We start from the raw sequence: 15,569 nt of genomic DNA, 5'->3' as shown, positions 1-15,569 counted from the left end.
TCACTCCTAAGAAGCCGTTGCTTGAGTTAACGATTTATCACTGTTTCGTTTAGCTGTGCGTGCCCACTCACGAGTACCGTTTGCCGCAATAAACATTAAGATTGCGTATTGAACAGACATTGCGTACACACCCTGCGTCGCATAAATACCAACACTGATAATGTTAATCACAATCCACAGTATCCAGTTTTCAACATACTTACGTGTCATAAGAACTTGAGCAACAATAGATAGAATGGTCATCGTGGCATCCCAGAATGGGAACGCATCAGGTTCAAGTACTGGTTCCGTTAAATCAGCACCAAATAGATTCAAGCTATCAACCACGATGTTTGCCAACGCAAAGAAGAATGGGTCGATATACATTGTGAGCAGTGCAATCGAAATCGCACAGGCTGCAGCCGTTGCCACCAGTTTATTTTGGCTCAACCAGCGAACTTCTAGCGTTTCACCTTGCTCATTAGGGCGTGTCCATGCGTACCAGCCGTAAATGTTGGCGCAGAAGAAAAAGAGTTGAAGCAGTAACAGTCCGTATAACTGAATTTGGAAAAAGATAACCGCAAATAAGGTGACATTCAGTAACCCGAACAGGTAATTAATGGTTTTTTCTTGGCTTGCAAACCAAATACACAGCAAACCAAATACGGTGCCGAATGCTTCAATCCAGCTCATCGCGTAGCCATCCCCTATTGGGATATTGACTAAGGTATTATTGATATCAAGTAGGGCGAATAGGTCCATCGGGGTGTCCTTTATTATTTGATTTTTGTAGCACCTATCTTATTGCGCCGATAGAAACAAAGAGGAGGACATTTGTCCCCCCTAGATTGCATGCGATCATAAATCAGAATAATAATTCGGGAAAATCAAATTCACAGAAAGGTGTCATCGCCCTCCCAACAGTCTTGAACTCGAAACTCCAACAGCAGAACAAATCACTTCCAAAAACGAAACTTTAGCTTACTGGCTTTAAGCTGATATCGCGTTGACGGGCGCTCTTGATAAGCGCATGCTTTTATTTCGAGCAGAATCGTTTTTGGCCGTGTAATCGCCCACATAACTCATTCTGTGCAACGTACTCAATTGAATGGCAGGTCACATGAATAAGATTGTTATGTTAGTAATGGGGCTGTTTTTTACCAGTCGATTGTTTGCCAGTATTGTGCCGCATGTTGGTCAACTTGAACATGATGCTCCTATTCTCCTTCGCTCTGCATTGATTGTGGGCGTTGCGGCTTATGTCGTTTGGACAGCGTTCAAATATTTCAAAAAGAACAAAGCCTCTGGTTCAGAACAACTCTAGGGAGAGGCATTAGAAATGCTTGAGAGTTAGCAGTTAAACTCGGTTACTTATCTGCAAAATAGTCGACCAAGATTTTACGCCACTTTCGCGATTCACGAATTTTCAGCAGAGCGCGGTTAATTTCTTCTTCATACGAGTTATTTTCAGTGATGATAAAGCCATAATTCTGCTTTTCGAGTTGATACGGCAACACCTCTAGATCATCGAACTGCCCGCTTATTCTGCCATTACCAATCATATATTTGAGCACCACATCATCAGCGACAATCGCCTCCACTTCGCCTTCCTCTAAAGCCGCCAACAGTCTTGGCATATCGATATAACTCTTGTGTCGAATACCAAAGCTTGTGAGCATCAAAGAAGACGTCGTCGCGACTTTTGCCCCTACTTCAACATCCGCTAGATCATTCACGCCTTTAATATGGGAAGAGCCTTGGCTGAGCGTAAGCTTGCTGGCTAATACCGCCGTAATACTGGCGATAAACAGCATACTCAGCACACCAATGAACACCGTAGCAATTCGTCCGGTTAAGCTCTTAAACTCAAAATAATTGAATGGGCCTCGAGTGATAAAAAGCAAACCCAATATGAAACTTTCTAACCAACGGCCCGTTCGGCTTTTCATCGAATAGAGCTTTTCATTTTCACCGTGCTCCAATACGTAAAAAAAGGCACCAATCACACCAGAGATAAAGACGATAACGCCAATGATCAGCCACAATGCAGGGTTTAAGAAAATGGCGTGTAAGGTATGAAGGTAACCTTGCTTCTTCACTGCGATAGCGAGGTGAGTTTCATAAAAGGAATGGGAAAAGTCAGCAAACAACTCACGCTCTGGGGTGATTGAAATACAAGAAACACCGATGTCGATTTGCTCTGTTTCAATCGCATTGAGTAATTCATCCAAACGGTGATTCTCTATCGTGTACTCAACGTCCATTTCTTTAGCGATCTGTTCCCAAAGCTCGACACTCAGGCCATTCCATTGACTTTCCATCGAACTGATCACAAAAGGAGGACACGGGTACACTCCGACTTTAAGTGGAGAAGAAGAGGCAAAAGTACTGAAGAATAGAAAAAGAGAAACGATTGAAGTGACACCGTATCGGAGTGTCGATTTGAAGTATTTGTGCATCAGCAGCCCTCCAGAAGAAGGCAGCAATGAATTGAATCGAGTACGAAGGCTCGACTAATGAACACACATCAGCGCGATCAGAAGTGAAGAAAGATTATGATAAATTCAATACTGCCCTAGCTTTATTCGTTATAACCTTAACTATAGAAAACCTCTATTTATTGTGCAAAAGAATGGGCGTAACAAACTAACGGCATAGGGAACATCAGATCGATAACTAGTGGGATGACATAAACTGGCTTTGTGCCGACGAACATAACTTTCCGCACTGCGTAATTTGGCTTTCTAGGAAGTAGATATTACGTCTGCTTTTGACCCATAGGGCACGAACTTCCAGTTCTTGACCAATGGAAATAGGATGATGAAAGCGAGACGCCAAACTCACCGTCATTGCAGTGATGTTATTTTGGAACAAACAATGCAGCATCGCACTGTCGTGTAACGCGGTGACAATGCCACCCTGCATGATGCCATCGTAGCCCTCAGCTTTATCTGTTGGTACAATCTTGGCCCTGGTTTTATATTTAGCTAAAGCTTCAGACTTGGATAAAGTCTCATGCTTAACTAAAGCCTCGTGCTCACCAATAGCTTCAAATATTATTGGATTGTCTGAAAAAAAACCTTGGCTGCACACTTGGCAACGCCGATGGTTGTGTGGAATGAAAACCTTCATACTTACCTTTTAACCTTAAATACCTAGAGATTGATATGGCTCGACCAAAAAAACATCGCCAATTATGCACCCGAGCGGCTTACTCTTGCTTTAAGCCTAATGGTGTTCCTATGGACGAGCTTCATAAAGAAGAATTGCTATTAGAAGAGTTAGAAGCCTTACGCTTGGCTGATCAAGAAGGATTGAGCCAACTTGAAGCCGCAGAACAAATGCAGGTGTCTCGCCAAACGTTCGGCAACATCATCAAGCGTGCAAGAGCCAAAGTCGCCAAGTGCATCGTCAACGGTCACGCGTTGGTGATTCAAAGCGCTTAACTCGCGAACTAGCCCAACGTTAGTTAACCCAACGTTAGTTAACCCAACGTTAGCTAGCTCAACGACAGTGAATTCTCGATACTTAGCTTGATGGCTCAGAGATCTGATACAGCTTTCGACTCTGCCCTTCACACACATCTTTGCAATTGCATTCACGCTCAATATCTAACTGCGCAAGTCCTCCACAGCTGCCTTTGATTGGCTTGCGAGAAAAAATCACACCTATCGCCATCAACGCGACAATTCCGACAAACCCCAATAGCGTCAACAAAAAGGTCATCTTCGGAACCCTCGAATACTCCCTAAGTGATTCGGCTGTGCCATAAGAATCGCGGCGTCTTTCTTGCGCCCTTCCTCACCGCACCCTTTCTTACTACTCCCTTTATTGCTGCACCCTCTCTGACTGTGCCCTTTTTTACTGTGACAAACGTTGCGAGGCTCCCGACCGTAATCTAAATCGGTCACTTCCCGTAGATTGTCGAAATCCAAAGTCCCGATTTCTGCCTTACCTGTTGATGCCAAGACTCTAATATCGTGGTTGAACAAGTGCGCTAGCATCTTCTTCCCTATGTGACGGACGACTACAGATTTCACATCGTAAGAACGGAGGACAGAGATCCATTGCTTCTTTTTATTGCAAGCGGTGTCGGAATCAACCAAAGGAACAATCTGTTTTATTTGTCGTTGCTCATCGACAATCGCGATCTGTGGGGAACGAGCAAAATGGTTGCCGACATGAAGGTCGCGACAAGGTACTGCGTATAACATAGTAACTTCCTGTTATTAATGATCAGAAGTTCAGCATACGCCTCATTATTGGCATATGCCAATAACTATCATGTGAAAAATAAGATTTACTGGATCGATAACTAAGATCAAAAGCTACAAGCTACAAGCAGCCAATAGGGTTGGCGCAGGTTACTCTACCTCCCGAACCTTTTCATGGAGAGCCTCCCTTCCCCAAAAACAAGAATGCCCCACTAGTGCGGGGCATTCTTTGTACGTAAGAGTTGAAATTTCAAAGACAGAAGTGACGATATAAATCGTTGTTACAACGAAAGAGTAAAAGTACTCCCCACACCCAACTCAGATTTCACAACTAAGGTGCCTTCAAGATTATCAACCATAGCAAGCGCTAAAGACAAACCTAAGCCGTATCCCTCGACATTGCTTCGACTACTGTCGACTCGGTAAAGCCGCTCGAAAATCAGGTCCTGATACTTCTGCTCTATGCCGACACCAGTATCTTGGATATTTATAGAAACCTTGCCCTCTGAACTTTGCTCGGCTTTGACCGTCACTCTTCCTTCGGGCTCGGTGTACTTAATCGCGTTATCAACAAGGTTAACCAACACCTGAGTCAATTTGTCAGGATCTGACTGAATAACAAGAGCATCAGCGCTCTCAACCTCAAGCTCAACTTGTTTATCTTCTGCGACATCTTCATACCAACTCACCACATTGGCAATCACATCAGAGACCTGAGTCGGCACTTTCTGTGGTATGCGCTTTCCGGTCAGCTCGTCGTTCAACTTCATCAAGGCGGTTAACATATTGCTTGCCTGCATGGCGTGTTCAGAACAATCTGCCAATGCGTCTTTCATCGCTTGTTGGTCGGCGTTATTGAGCAATGCCGTTTGGGAAGCTAACGTAATACGCGACAAAGGAGTTCGAATATCATGAGCGATCGCATCGACGGTCGTATTCAAGGTTGTCGTCACGTGCTGTAACTTGGCAACCGCAGTATGGACACTAGAGCTGATCACGTTGAGCCCTTTCGGTAAATCAGATTCGGCTTCATTTTTAGTGCTAGTGCTAGGAAATTCTAACTGCCCTTTTTTCAGCTTATCGAGCAGGTCGCCAAAGGTCACTAACGGAGACATCGCACTCTGGATGATGTTACGAGTGAATACTGCGGTCACGGCCACGAGAGCAAGCAACGCATATAAGGTCATTAGCCATTGATTATAGGCGATAAAGTCTCTTGCTCGGTTATCCAAAACCAACCAGAAATCATACTGCTCCCCTTCAATAGGTAACGACATATAGGGACTCAAGATGAAGCTCTCTAGCCATGAACGGTTCTCATCAATTTGGTAGCTAGAAAAAGGCTGTGCTGTTGATAAATGTTGAACACCAGCGATAAACACGCCATCAGATGAAGCGCCCTTCTCAAGCTTATACGCCGCAATGTTGTTTTCGAGTAGCCGGTGAGGGTTGGCCTCTAAAACATGAATCAATCGCTCACTCGAATCGTAAGTCAAAATACGCTGATACTCGGTCGACATAGACGTAAGGATCTTCTTTTCCGTTTGGTAAAGGTCGAAAAAGAAGATAGTCCCAACAATCAGTTCCACCAGCAGCAAGCAGAGCAGTAAGGTCGACATAAAGCGAACCAACAAATGTCTCTGCGTTTTAGCGAGCGCCTGTTCAATACTACGACTTGAGGACATAGCCAACACCTCGAAGTGTGTGAATTAATGGCTTAGAAAAACCCTTATCAACTTTGCTGCGAAGCCTACAAACCAAAACATCGACCACGTTGGTTTGCGGATCAAACTGATGCCCCCAAACATGCTCAAGAATCGCGGTTTTCGACATCACAGCCTCTCGGTTTTCAAGCAGTAATTTCATCAACATAAACTCGCGCTGATTAATGGTGATCGTTTGTTTATCTCTTTGTAGCGTGTGTTTAAGTAGGTCTAGGCTAAGCGGGCCGTAATGCAATTCTAATGGCTGAGGGGTCGGTTGCTTGCCTCGACGCACCAAGGTTTGGCAACGGGCCAATAACTCAGGAAACGCAAAAGGTTTTACCAAATAATCATCAGCACCTGACTGTAGCCCTTGCACTCGTTCTTCCACTGAGTGTTTGGCACTTAATATGATGACGGGCGTCGCGTAGCCTTGCCCTCTGAGTTCAGCCAACACTTCAAACCCATCTTTCTTTGGCAACATGATATCGAGAATGATCACGTCATACTCTTCGGTTACGGCCTCGTGTAATCCATCAACACCATCTGTTGCGTGCGTCACCGTTATCCCTTCTTGCTGAAAACCATTCACCAAAAATCTCGCGATATGAATGTCATCTTCAATCAATAGTATTTTCATCAACGTCCGTTCATTTATTTGCCGTGGTCTGAATACACTCTATCAATATCCTTTCTCGAATATAACCAACATTGCAACTTTGTAATGTTCAAGAAAGCCAGTCGTAATCATGCATTCGTTAGTATGAACCTGTTGATTAAAAACACCCTTTCTAAACAAACAAAAAATAGAATTCGGAATTTGAAAACGAATATTTTTTGAAAACAGATTCTTTTTGAAAACAGATGCTTTAACGGAGTAAACATGAAAACGACAAAACTAACAGTACTAGCAGCAACCCTTGGTTTCCTTAGCCTTTCTCACAATGCAATGGCAGCAGAAACACAAACGGTCTCTTTCACTCAAATCTCATCAGAAGCGGCCTTCAATCTTGCCCATGAAGCCGTTAATCAATGTGAAGCCGATGGCTACAAGGTTTCTGCGACTGTTGTCGACTTGTCGGGCAATGTGATTGCTCAGCTACGTTCTGACGGCGCAGGCATCCACACTCTTGATAGCTCACGCAAAAAAGCGTTCACAGTGGCAAGCATGAAGCAGCCGTCAGGTAACCTGATGAAACTCATCGCCGACAAACCTATCATGCAACCCTTGCAGAATATGGACGACAACTTGTTGTTCCTAGCGGGTGGTGTTCCGGTGCAACTGAACAATGCCATGATTGGCGCGATTGGTGTGGGTGGCGCTCCGGGTGGCCACTTAGATGTCGCTTGTGCTGAAAAAGCGATTAAGAAGTTCTTCTAAGCAAGTCCATTCACTCGCCTAATTTAGTTATACCTTTGCCCACCCCAACAATAAATGCCTCGCACTTGCGGGGCATTGCTGCAAATTAAAGCAGTTGCGAATGAAAGCAGTTGCAAATAAAAGCAACTCCGAATTGAAACCGATAGTAGAAACGTAAACAGGCAAAACATGACACAAATTTGATGTGAACAACCCACTCAATTGTTATATTATAACATTACACTTAATGACCATTCTTTCTCATGAAACAGCTATTTATTCTAATCGATGTCATCAATCGCTTCTTCTCTCGCTACGTAAGCCGTTTCTCGACATGCTGTCGTTCTCTAAAGGGTTTGCCTTTTGGCCTAGTATTACTGTTTTTTGCGCCAAATCTATATGCCCACCCTCACTCTTGGATAGAGATGAAAACTCATATTGAGGGGGAGAATGGCATGATCACTGGTCTCTCTATGGAGTGGTCTTTTGATGCAATGACATCCATGTACATGTTGGATGGCGAAAATGTCTCTGCCGATACAGAAGCTGAAACATTCAAAAAGCTCGCTGCGTCTGTTATTGAAAACATGAAGTATGAGCACTACTTCACGTACTTTTATGATGGTGAAGAGCCCATCAAATATCAGGTTGCTGAACACGCCAAGTTTGAGCGTGACAAAGCCAAAATGGTTCTAACATTTGACCTACCACTTTCTAAGCCTAAACCTGTGACACGAGACTCGCTCCGCGTACTCATTTTTGACCCTAGCTACTTCGTCGACATGTCGTGGTTATCGAATAGCGACGTGACCTTGTCACCTGAACTAGCGAGACAATGTCAGTTGGAATTAATCGAGCCCAACCCGACGCCAGAACAGATGAGTTATGCGATGTCTTTACCAGCCGATGCTGACCCAGATAACACGCTAGGCCAACTGTTTACACAATCGGTTGAGCTTCATTGCGCTGCGGTTCCCGCGTCCTAATAAAGCGACTCTTTACCGCCATTACGTAAGCTTCTCAATTCATTTCGAGAAAAATATCTGATATAGGTTCTTGTGAAATGCAGACAAATCAACTTAAAACAAACTATTACCTTATTGGCGCCGGAGCTTTACTGCTTGTTGCTGTCGGTGCATATCAAGTGTGGTCCATGTGGCCATCGTTAGTTATCTCTAGCATCCAATGGCAAAGAGAAGTCAATTCAGAGCTTGCAGACCTACTTTATGAAGCTAAATCCAACCCTTGGGGTGCAGGCAGTTACCTTATCGGATTCAGCTTTATCTACGGTATGCTCCACTCTCTGGGGCCTGGGCACGGCAAGGTTATTGTATCTACCTACTTAGCCACTCACCCAACCAAAGCAAAAGCGAGTTTGGTACTTACGGTCGTCTCCGCTTTTTTACAAGCACTGGTCGCAATCTTATTGGTAAGCGTGTTGATCTGGGGCTTTAGTGCTTCAATGCGAGTGGTGAATGACAAAGCGAATATGTTTGTTTCATTAAGCTTTGCATTAGTGGCCGTGGTAGGTGCGTTGATTTGCTGGAAAGCTCTGAAAAACATCCACTCAACGATGCGTAAACCGCAACCAACTCTGAGAGTGAAAGCCATCACTCCATTAGCAACAGGCACAGCTTCGTCAGTGCCAGTTCGTACGCCAATGGCGCTTCGTTCATCTGGTTCAATGGTTATGGGCGCTACCAATGCATTGCAAGCCGCTGACCACACTCATGCAGATCATTCTCATGCCGACTGTGGGTGCGGCCACCAACACGTCGCTGATCCAGAAGCCATCAATAAAGCTTCAACATTCCGAGAGTACGCGGGAATCATCGTGACGATTGGCATCAGGCCATGCACCGGAGCCATCATGGTTCTGCTTTTCGCAAACATGGTTGGCCTATATTGGATGGGCGTTCTGAGTGCCTTTGCAATGGCAGTAGGCACAGCATTAACAACCTCATTAATTGCAATGATGACGCTAACAGGCAAGCATCTAGTGAAGCGCTATTTGGCAGCAGGTAACAAGAACAGTAGTGAATCATTGAAAGCCGCAGGTCATTACTTGCAACTCTTTGGCGGCATTTTACTTGTGTTGATTGGCTTGCTGTTAATGAACGGCCAAGACAGTGGCATGTCGCCTGTTTTCACCATGTAGAGCGCAAGAACGTAGCAATATATCTGAGGTTCTTTCCACCCGCTCCGGACATATCAAGGCCTCGAAACCGTGAGGCCTTAGTTTTAGTCATTATTTAATATTAAATCAGGTAAACAAGTGGGCTATGCCGAGAGCAAACCCCGTCAGTATTATTGATTTACAAAAGAGCATCAAAACCGCTAAAGAAAAGTACCGACAAGCGATACAATGTTGGTGTTACTAGATTGCAGCGTAGTAGCCCCTTTATAGAAAGCTCATTCACAGAAAACATTAAAGTAGCCAGACATGTCTAAAGATCCCGGTTTCACCACAGAATACATCCTCGACAAGACGTTTTTCACAGAGTGTTATGATCAAACTAGCCTTCCGACTCAATTTCCAAAAGCCTATTTAAAAGGAATACTGTTTCTTATTTTTGGTGTGGTTTTATTAGAGTTTGAACTACTACCTAACGGTTACGTTGGCTGGTTTTTTATTGTATTAAGTGTGATTGAAGCGTTCAGCGTTTACTGCAAGAGAACCTGGTGGATATGGCGACAAAAAATCAGCTCAGGTGCTGGCAGCAAAGTAGTCTTTCAAGGGGACGTTAACGGCGTAAGTTATAAAAACGCTAAAAACACCAATACTATCGCTTGGACTGACATCTCCCAGCTGCAACAAACCGATTTAGGTTTTATCCTTCATATTGGAAAGCAGCGCCAATACGTCAGTAAGTCTTGTTTAAACGATGAAGCCATTGCATTCATGGTTGAGCAACACGAAGCGTCCAAAGCACCCAAAGCACCCAAAGCACCCAAAGCAAATTAGCATCAATAAATGCCTGCCAATTTGGCAGGCATTTTTCTATCATCTTCAATAATTCGTATGGCATAACCGGACAACAACAATGAACACCGTTTACCAAATCAGTGATTGTCACCTTTCCGATAAATCCAGCTATGAAAACCTGCGTAGAGCCCTGGAATACGTCAGCAAAGACACAGCATGCAAGACCATTTTTCTGACTGGTGACATCTGTTGTAACCCAAAATCGGGAGACTACATTCGATTAGAGACGTTCATTAGGCAACACATTAGCGAACAATCTATTTACGCGATTGCGGGCAATCATGATGACTCTCGCTTAATGCGTACAGAGTTAAAAGGATCGTCGATTTTCGTCACCAATAAAGCAATGACCAATGAACGAGAGTTTGTGTTCCTAGACTCAAGCTTCAAGCCGCTGGATAAACGTCATCCACTCGGTTCTGGGCGCATTGATAACCGCGGCATGGTTCAGCTAAAACGACAATTAAGAAAGGCCAATGATCCTATCGTGGTTGTTCACCACCCTGTCATTCCAGTCGGTGCTGATTGGATGAAAGCTATCTGTCTAGAGAACGATGCTGATGTGATGAACGTGCTTCGGAAATATCGCGTTCGTGACGTGATCTGCGGTCATGGCCATGATGGAATAACGGCGACACAACAAGGCATAACTCAATATATGGGTCCTTCGACAGCCTATGGCTTTGACCACTCGATCAATGAATACAATCGCAGCGAGAAGGTAGGATTGAGTCGAATCTCGTTCTCTGCTGATTCCATCGACTACCAAGCTGTCTATTTTTGAACCCTCTATCTTGAATCTTGCTGTCTTAAACCTTGTGGATTCGCTTTCGAATAAACCAATCTATATAGCGTTCTATGCCAATAGAAGAGGCTTGCAGCGATTCAATTTATCAATCTGTGATTGAAGACAGCACGCGAAGAAGTTTGGCGTTACACTCATTAAGGTCAAACAAATAACGAGGGTCTATGACGTTTTCTCCTGCCATTTTGCGTAAAGTCTGGTACTCCCCTTCTATTAACCTTGGGCTTCGCGCCACCAGTGCCATTGTGCTGTTTCTCGGTTTAGGGGTTTTGTCGAATCAAACCACTATCGCCATGACCGCTCTCATGACTATGCCAGCCGCCCTGATTAGTGGCCTCGATGCAGCAGGGCCAAGGCGGTGGACACGTTTTGCGATTACCGCAACCGCTTGGGGAATGACTCTGGCCATCAGTTACGCTCTGCTGAAAAGCGGACTGCCTTTATGGGTGACTTATGGTGCTATGGGTGCTTTGCTTGCCAGTGCTGCGGTCAATGGTCCTTTTTGGGCACGGCTCGGTATGTCGAGCCTATTGATAGCAGTCGTCACTCTCTCACTTCACAATTCCAACACAGCGCTAAGCTTGTACCCTATGTTGGTACTCGGGCCTCTTACTTTTGCACTGTTTAGCTGGCTTTGGTTTGCGTTGTGGAAGCACTATGCATTGCGTGTGTGTCTGTCCGCGATTTACGAAACGTTGGCAGACTACATCCAATATCGCCAAGCATTCCTGCTAGGTAGCGAAAGTGATGCACCGAAAAGACGCATCAAATACCAACTCATCGAGTTGTTCCAACAGTCTCTTCAATCTGAATCTTTTCGATCTAAACAAGAAGATGCTAACTCGCTTCGACAAGCCTTGTTCCTCGCTCTTGATACGTTTGAAGTGATACTCAGCAGCCACACAACGAATCCCGATCTATTGAACCAATTTCAGTCCAGCAAACACAAACGAGACTTGCTATTGGTTTGGAGCCAACATTGTCAGCAAAGACTAAGACACAAAGCCAAACAGCTTCTACACAACACAAACGAAGAGGTGAAGCACTTAAGCTCATTAGAGCAAGAAGCTAATGACTTGATTGAAGCGGTCAAGCTCGAAGACCAACCCCGCTTTCGTTATTGGGCATACGCAGTGAAGCATATTTCCCGTCGTATTGAGCTTAATGAACCCGCTTATGAACGTTCTTTTGAAGTGCAGCCGTTCGAGTTGTCTTTTCGCCTACCAAGCCGAGGCAATCCGATTTGGCGTCATGTTACCCGTGTCGGTTTGATGTTCGCACTTGGTGCTGGAATTGCGGAATACTTTGAATTGATTCGCCCTGATTGGGTTCTGATTTCGATGTTAATGGTGATTCAACCAAGCTTCTTGGCGACACGCAGTAAAACGTGGCAACGCTGTTTAGGTACGGCGCTTGGTGTGCTATTCGCGACGTCTTTAATTCACATTGGCGTACCAACGACCGCGATGTATACGCTTATCGTTATCCTCTTGCCTGTCGCAATGCTTAATATCATGCGCCATTACTCGCTAGCCATTGGTTGCATTACAGCGCTATTGATTTTGGTGTATCAGACCATGGCGCATCAAGGGCTCGATTTTGCAGCACCACGTTTGCTCGACAACATAGTCGGGGGCGCGATTGTCCTACTCGGATACAGCTTGTTATGGCCGCAATGGCGAGGCAAAGAGATCCACACTCAAGCGTTAAAGGCGCTGAATAGTTCAAAAAGCTTATTTGTGTATTGTTACGAACAGCTGCAAATTGGCACCGAACAACATGACCATACTGCACTAACCAAGCAACGTGCCGCTATGCTAACCGCCGAAAGCGACCTTGAGCTGATTTACAATGAGATGCAGCAAGAGCCAAAACACACTCGTGCCGATCCTCATTATTATGAAGATATGCTGAGTCACTATCGATTATTAAGCCATTATCTCTGCTTGCTGATTCCGCTGGTCAGGAAAGGCACGCAATACCAAGGTTCACAACAAGTCGAACGCTTAATTCATGATGCGATGGATGCGTTAATCAACACCATTCGTGATAACCGCGTCCATGAGCTGCCCGCGCTAACCAATCAATCCGACGCCGGTCACCCAACTTCCACAACGGGTCAACGCTCGGTAGAAGAAATCATCTGGTTAGCACTGATGACAGTAAAACAAATGCACGATTTAGTTCGGCGTAATCTAGAAGGCTAAATCAGGGCTTAACGATCAAAGGACTTAAATACCAAAGATCTTAAACACCAATGGCCACTCAGATTTTGATCTGTATTTTTAGAGCTAAGCGTTTGACACACTTTGAGGAACAGGCTTGTTAAAAAATGACCGACACGTCTTTGCTCCAGAACAAGTTAGATTAAATATCTATACACAATTTAAGGATCATTAAACACGGAAATCTCCGATTCTGATTCAACACATTTGCTATCATCTTGTGCTGATACATGTTGGCGCTGCGATTTGAATCCGTGTGGAACTTAGAGGTTGTAGTAAAATCGACCAGACATCACATAAGAAAGTTCAAGCTCGGCTCTATATCGAACATCTTCATCATTTATCCCAAATTCTCTAATCTCTTTAAGTACGGGAAACGACATGGCAGTTAGCACTTCAGATAGACTATCTCTATCGGGTTGAGATCCTAACAAATCTTTAATTTTCTCACTGAAGAACTCAGGGTGTCTTTTCAGGATTTCTTTGCTTATCAGATACTTGGTGGATTTGTGAGGGTGGTAATGTGCAATTTCACTAGTGTATGGGGTGTATACGACATTACCACCACGACCAGATAAAGGACGCGGAATAGGTGGAGATGAAAGACGTTGTTGGATAATTCGATTAGGTTCCTTAATGTCTACTTCGTAAGTATGATTACTATATGAAAACTCACAAAAATATGGTTCTTTAATCCTATCGTCTGAATCTCGAGTTTGAATTGTAGATACCTTTTTACAACATTTTTCAGAAATATTAATAGAGTATTTTTTGCATGCCTTGATAGCATCGAATAACGCACTTTCCTCTGTTTCACCTCTGCCGGATATCGGCACAAGGTTGAATTTCCCCCAATTTTGTTGCCATTCATTAACCATTGCCAGTGGTTCAACCCCATTAGAAGCTACATCCTCAATGAAGTAGATGATCAAACTAACTACATGCTTGGGCTTTTGTTCGTTGACGTCTAGATACATACTTTTCCTTGTTATTTATCTAACTTATTTCATTTATTTTGATACCAAATTATAACCTGAGATAACAATATTCAGTACAGTTGAAGACGCATACTATGATTTTTCTGCTTGGTTACTGTTTTTGTGAATGAATGATCTTAGCCAACTACATTTAGGCAGTCCATGTAATTTCAACACTAAGAGTAATACGATAAGTTGGGATTATTGAAACGTCGTAACTCGGAATTATCCAAGAGTTTGTTATCACTACCCGAAAAACTAAGACCTCGCAAACGCGAGGTCTTAGTTTTATCCATAAATAGTGAGTACACCTCTAACCTAGGGAAGAGCCCCTAGCCTCCGAATTTTCTGTTATTTTTGCGCGTCTAGATTCGCTTGATGTTTTAAGTGCTCAATGAACATCGGAATCTTTTTTGCTATGTGCTTTCTCGACGCATAAAAGGCGTACAGCACCAAATCTTCAGGTTTGTATTCAAGTGTTATAACTTCCAGAGAGCCAATCTCTATTTCATCGCGACAAAATTCAGCAGGGAGTATCGCAAACCCCAAACCAGCCAATGCACCTGCTTTAGCGAGTTGCCCACTATTCACTTTAAATGTAGATTTTACTCTTTGAGTAATTACCGGACCTGTTTCGTTCTTAAATACCCATGGCGTACCATTTAACGCGGTAAAGCTGCTAATACAAGGTACATGTTTCAAATCCGTAATCTTAAAAGGCTTAGAAGATGTATGAAGAAGTTTGGGTGAAGCCACAACAACACTAGGCCAACGCTTAATCTCTTTCGCTATCCAATTGTTATCCTCTAGCTTCCCTCGATGAAAACTCAAAATAACGTCAAATCCGTCAAGCGGATCCTCTTTAGGGCTGATACTCGTATCACAACATAATGAAATAGATGGATACTGAGTACAAAACGAAACGACGGCTTGGGCCAAGTCAGGTGAGTCTGGCATTAAAACATTGAGTTGCCCTATGACTTCACGAGAGTGTTGTGTCACCTCCTCAAGAGCGTCGTTGAGTTTATCCAACAATGGCTGAGTTCGTAGATAAAGGTGGTCCCCTGCTTCTGTCGAAGAAATTCGGCGAGTTGTTCTATCAAAAAGTCGAGCATCTAGCTGCTCTTCTAGCAACGCGATATGACGACTGACGTTTGATGTCGGTAAACACAGAAACTCTGCAGCTCTCTTAAAGCTATTGTTCTCATAGACACAGTGAAAGCTTTTTAGCCATTGTTGATCAATCTTCTCAAGCATTCCCATTAATCTCATCCATATCAATAATCCGCCCACACCAGCAATCCCATTAAATAGGATTAT

General features: G+C 44.0%; 17 protein-coding genes. 8 read left to right on the top strand and 9 right to left on the bottom strand.

Annotation, left to right across the window (positions count from 1 at the left end):
* Positions 1-6 precede the first annotated feature (6 nt).
* The gene (gene pnuC / locus L3V36_RS01795; protein ID WP_208774156.1) at positions 7-741 is read right to left on the bottom strand and encodes a nicotinamide riboside transporter PnuC; all 735 of its coding nucleotides are present in this window, start codon (positions 739-741) and stop codon (positions 7-9) included.
* A 358-nt stretch (positions 742-1,099) separates the two neighbouring features.
* Here pnuC and L3V36_RS01790 point away from each other — a divergent pair, with 358 nt between their 5' ends.
* Positions 1,100-1,303, top strand: a complete 204-nt coding sequence (locus tag L3V36_RS01790; RefSeq protein WP_004734817.1) for a hypothetical protein — start codon at positions 1,100-1,102, stop codon at positions 1,301-1,303.
* 43 nt (positions 1,304-1,346) lie between these two features.
* On the opposite strand, the gene L3V36_RS01785 is transcribed toward L3V36_RS01790, so the two are convergent.
* Entirely contained in the window at positions 1,347-2,438 is a 1,092-nt protein-coding gene (locus L3V36_RS01785) for a transporter substrate-binding domain-containing protein (RefSeq protein WP_017080621.1), read from the bottom strand.
* Positions 2,439-2,655: 217 nt separating this feature from the next.
* Positions 2,656-3,111: a PaaI family thioesterase gene (locus tag L3V36_RS01780; protein ID WP_102482008.1), complete on the bottom strand. Its 456-nt coding sequence runs from the start codon at positions 3,109-3,111 to the stop codon at positions 2,656-2,658.
* A 35-nt stretch (positions 3,112-3,146) separates the two neighbouring features.
* Here L3V36_RS01780 and L3V36_RS01775 point away from each other — a divergent pair, with 35 nt between their 5' ends.
* A complete protein-coding gene (locus L3V36_RS01775; RefSeq protein WP_004734814.1) occupies positions 3,147-3,425 on the top strand; it encodes a DUF134 domain-containing protein in 279 nt (92 codons plus the stop codon).
* Between the two features lie 82 nt (positions 3,426-3,507).
* Here the strand turns inward: L3V36_RS01775 and nqrM are convergent, their stop codons facing one another.
* The 4 genes from nqrM to L3V36_RS01755 all read right to left on the bottom strand — a co-directional run bounded on the left by nqrM (position 3,508) and on the right by L3V36_RS01755 (position 6,536).
* Positions 3,508-3,705, bottom strand: a complete 198-nt coding sequence (gene nqrM, locus L3V36_RS01770; protein WP_004734813.1) for a (Na+)-NQR maturation NqrM — start codon at positions 3,703-3,705, stop codon at positions 3,508-3,510.
* A complete protein-coding gene (locus L3V36_RS01765) occupies positions 3,702-4,193 on the bottom strand; it encodes a NifB/NifX family molybdenum-iron cluster-binding protein (RefSeq protein WP_102489404.1) in 492 nt (163 codons plus the stop codon). Before L3V36_RS01765 ends, nqrM begins: the two co-directional genes overlap by 4 nt.
* A 281-nt stretch (positions 4,194-4,474) precedes the next feature.
* A complete protein-coding gene (locus tag L3V36_RS01760) occupies positions 4,475-5,878 on the bottom strand; it encodes a HAMP domain-containing sensor histidine kinase (RefSeq protein ID WP_208774154.1) in 1,404 nt (467 codons plus the stop codon).
* Positions 5,862-6,536, bottom strand: a complete 675-nt coding sequence (locus L3V36_RS01755; RefSeq protein ID WP_208774152.1) for a response regulator transcription factor — start codon at positions 6,534-6,536, stop codon at positions 5,862-5,864. Before L3V36_RS01755 ends, L3V36_RS01760 begins: the two co-directional genes overlap by 17 nt.
* 243 nt (positions 6,537-6,779) lie before the next feature.
* Between L3V36_RS01755 and L3V36_RS01750 the strand changes: the two genes are divergently transcribed.
* From L3V36_RS01750 to L3V36_RS01725, 6 genes are all read left to right on the top strand, one after another.
* Positions 6,780-7,277, top strand: a complete 498-nt coding sequence (locus L3V36_RS01750; protein ID WP_102453051.1) for a heme-binding protein — start codon at positions 6,780-6,782, stop codon at positions 7,275-7,277.
* 242 nt (positions 7,278-7,519) lie between these two features.
* On the top strand, positions 7,520-8,242 hold the full coding sequence (locus L3V36_RS01745) for a DUF1007 family protein (RefSeq protein ID WP_208774150.1): 723 nt from the start codon (positions 7,520-7,522) through the stop codon (positions 8,240-8,242).
* Positions 8,243-8,319: 77 nt separating this feature from the next.
* A complete protein-coding gene (locus L3V36_RS01740) occupies positions 8,320-9,414 on the top strand; it encodes a nickel/cobalt transporter (RefSeq protein WP_208774148.1) in 1,095 nt (364 codons plus the stop codon).
* A gap of 285 nt (positions 9,415-9,699) precedes the next feature.
* Positions 9,700-10,221, top strand: a complete 522-nt coding sequence (locus tag L3V36_RS01735; protein WP_069595481.1) for a YcxB family protein — start codon at positions 9,700-9,702, stop codon at positions 10,219-10,221.
* A 79-nt stretch (positions 10,222-10,300) separates the two neighbouring features.
* A complete protein-coding gene (locus L3V36_RS01730; protein WP_102448014.1) occupies positions 10,301-11,026 on the top strand; it encodes a metallophosphoesterase in 726 nt (241 codons plus the stop codon).
* Between the two features lie 185 nt (positions 11,027-11,211).
* On the top strand, positions 11,212-13,254 hold the full coding sequence (locus tag L3V36_RS01725; protein ID WP_208774146.1) for an FUSC family protein: 2,043 nt from the start codon (positions 11,212-11,214) through the stop codon (positions 13,252-13,254).
* Positions 13,255-13,535: 281 nt separating this feature from the next.
* On the opposite strand, the gene L3V36_RS01720 is transcribed toward L3V36_RS01725, so the two are convergent.
* Together L3V36_RS01720 and L3V36_RS01715 are read right to left on the bottom strand one after the other, a co-directional pair.
* The gene (locus tag L3V36_RS01720) at positions 13,536-14,249 is read right to left on the bottom strand and encodes a hypothetical protein (RefSeq protein WP_102566488.1); all 714 of its coding nucleotides are present in this window, start codon (positions 14,247-14,249) and stop codon (positions 13,536-13,538) included.
* A 351-nt stretch (positions 14,250-14,600) separates the two neighbouring features.
* Positions 14,601-15,512 carry a LysR family transcriptional regulator gene (locus L3V36_RS01715; RefSeq protein WP_208774298.1) on the bottom strand — a complete coding sequence of 304 codons (912 nt, stop codon included), beginning with the start codon at positions 15,510-15,512 and terminating at the stop codon, positions 14,601-14,603.
* Positions 15,513-15,569: the final 57 nt, after the last annotated feature.

This window comes from Vibrio sp. G-C-1 (assembly GCF_021728015.1).
Lineage (GTDB): Bacteria > Pseudomonadota > Gammaproteobacteria > Enterobacterales > Vibrionaceae > Vibrio > Vibrio splendidus.
Note: the sequence above shows the minus strand (reverse complement) of the source record. Positions and strands in the feature narration are given on the sequence as shown.

Bases quoted from the DNA above. Each gene is read 5' to 3' on its own strand.
- pnuC (WP_208774156.1), bottom strand. From the start codon at position 741: ATGGACCTATTCGCCCTACTTGATATCAATAATACCTTAGTCAATATC.
- L3V36_RS01790 (WP_004734817.1), top strand. From the start codon at position 1,100: ATGAATAAGATTGTTATGTTAGTAATGGGGCTGTTTTTTACCAGTCGA.
- L3V36_RS01785 (WP_017080621.1), bottom strand. From the start codon at position 2,438: ATGCACAAATACTTCAAATCGACACTCCGATACGGTGTCACTTCAATC.
- L3V36_RS01780 (WP_102482008.1), bottom strand. From the start codon at position 3,111: ATGAAGGTTTTCATTCCACACAACCATCGGCGTTGCCAAGTGTGCAGC.
- L3V36_RS01775 (WP_004734814.1), top strand. From the start codon at position 3,147: ATGGCTCGACCAAAAAAACATCGCCAATTATGCACCCGAGCGGCTTAC.
- nqrM (WP_004734813.1), bottom strand. From the start codon at position 3,705: ATGACCTTTTTGTTGACGCTATTGGGGTTTGTCGGAATTGTCGCGTTG.
- L3V36_RS01765 (WP_102489404.1), bottom strand. From the start codon at position 4,193: ATGTTATACGCAGTACCTTGTCGCGACCTTCATGTCGGCAACCATTTT.
- L3V36_RS01760 (WP_208774154.1), bottom strand. From the start codon at position 5,878: ATGTCCTCAAGTCGTAGTATTGAACAGGCGCTCGCTAAAACGCAGAGA.
- L3V36_RS01755 (WP_208774152.1), bottom strand. From the start codon at position 6,536: ATGAAAATACTATTGATTGAAGATGACATTCATATCGCGAGATTTTTG.
- L3V36_RS01750 (WP_102453051.1), top strand. From the start codon at position 6,780: ATGAAAACGACAAAACTAACAGTACTAGCAGCAACCCTTGGTTTCCTT.
- L3V36_RS01745 (WP_208774150.1), top strand. From the start codon at position 7,520: ATGAAACAGCTATTTATTCTAATCGATGTCATCAATCGCTTCTTCTCT.
- L3V36_RS01740 (WP_208774148.1), top strand. From the start codon at position 8,320: ATGCAGACAAATCAACTTAAAACAAACTATTACCTTATTGGCGCCGGA.
- L3V36_RS01735 (WP_069595481.1), top strand. From the start codon at position 9,700: ATGTCTAAAGATCCCGGTTTCACCACAGAATACATCCTCGACAAGACG.
- L3V36_RS01730 (WP_102448014.1), top strand. From the start codon at position 10,301: ATGAACACCGTTTACCAAATCAGTGATTGTCACCTTTCCGATAAATCC.
- L3V36_RS01725 (WP_208774146.1), top strand. From the start codon at position 11,212: ATGACGTTTTCTCCTGCCATTTTGCGTAAAGTCTGGTACTCCCCTTCT.
- L3V36_RS01720 (WP_102566488.1), bottom strand. From the start codon at position 14,249: ATGTATCTAGACGTCAACGAACAAAAGCCCAAGCATGTAGTTAGTTTG.
- L3V36_RS01715 (WP_208774298.1), bottom strand. From the start codon at position 15,512: ATGGGAATGCTTGAGAAGATTGATCAACAATGGCTAAAAAGCTTTCAC.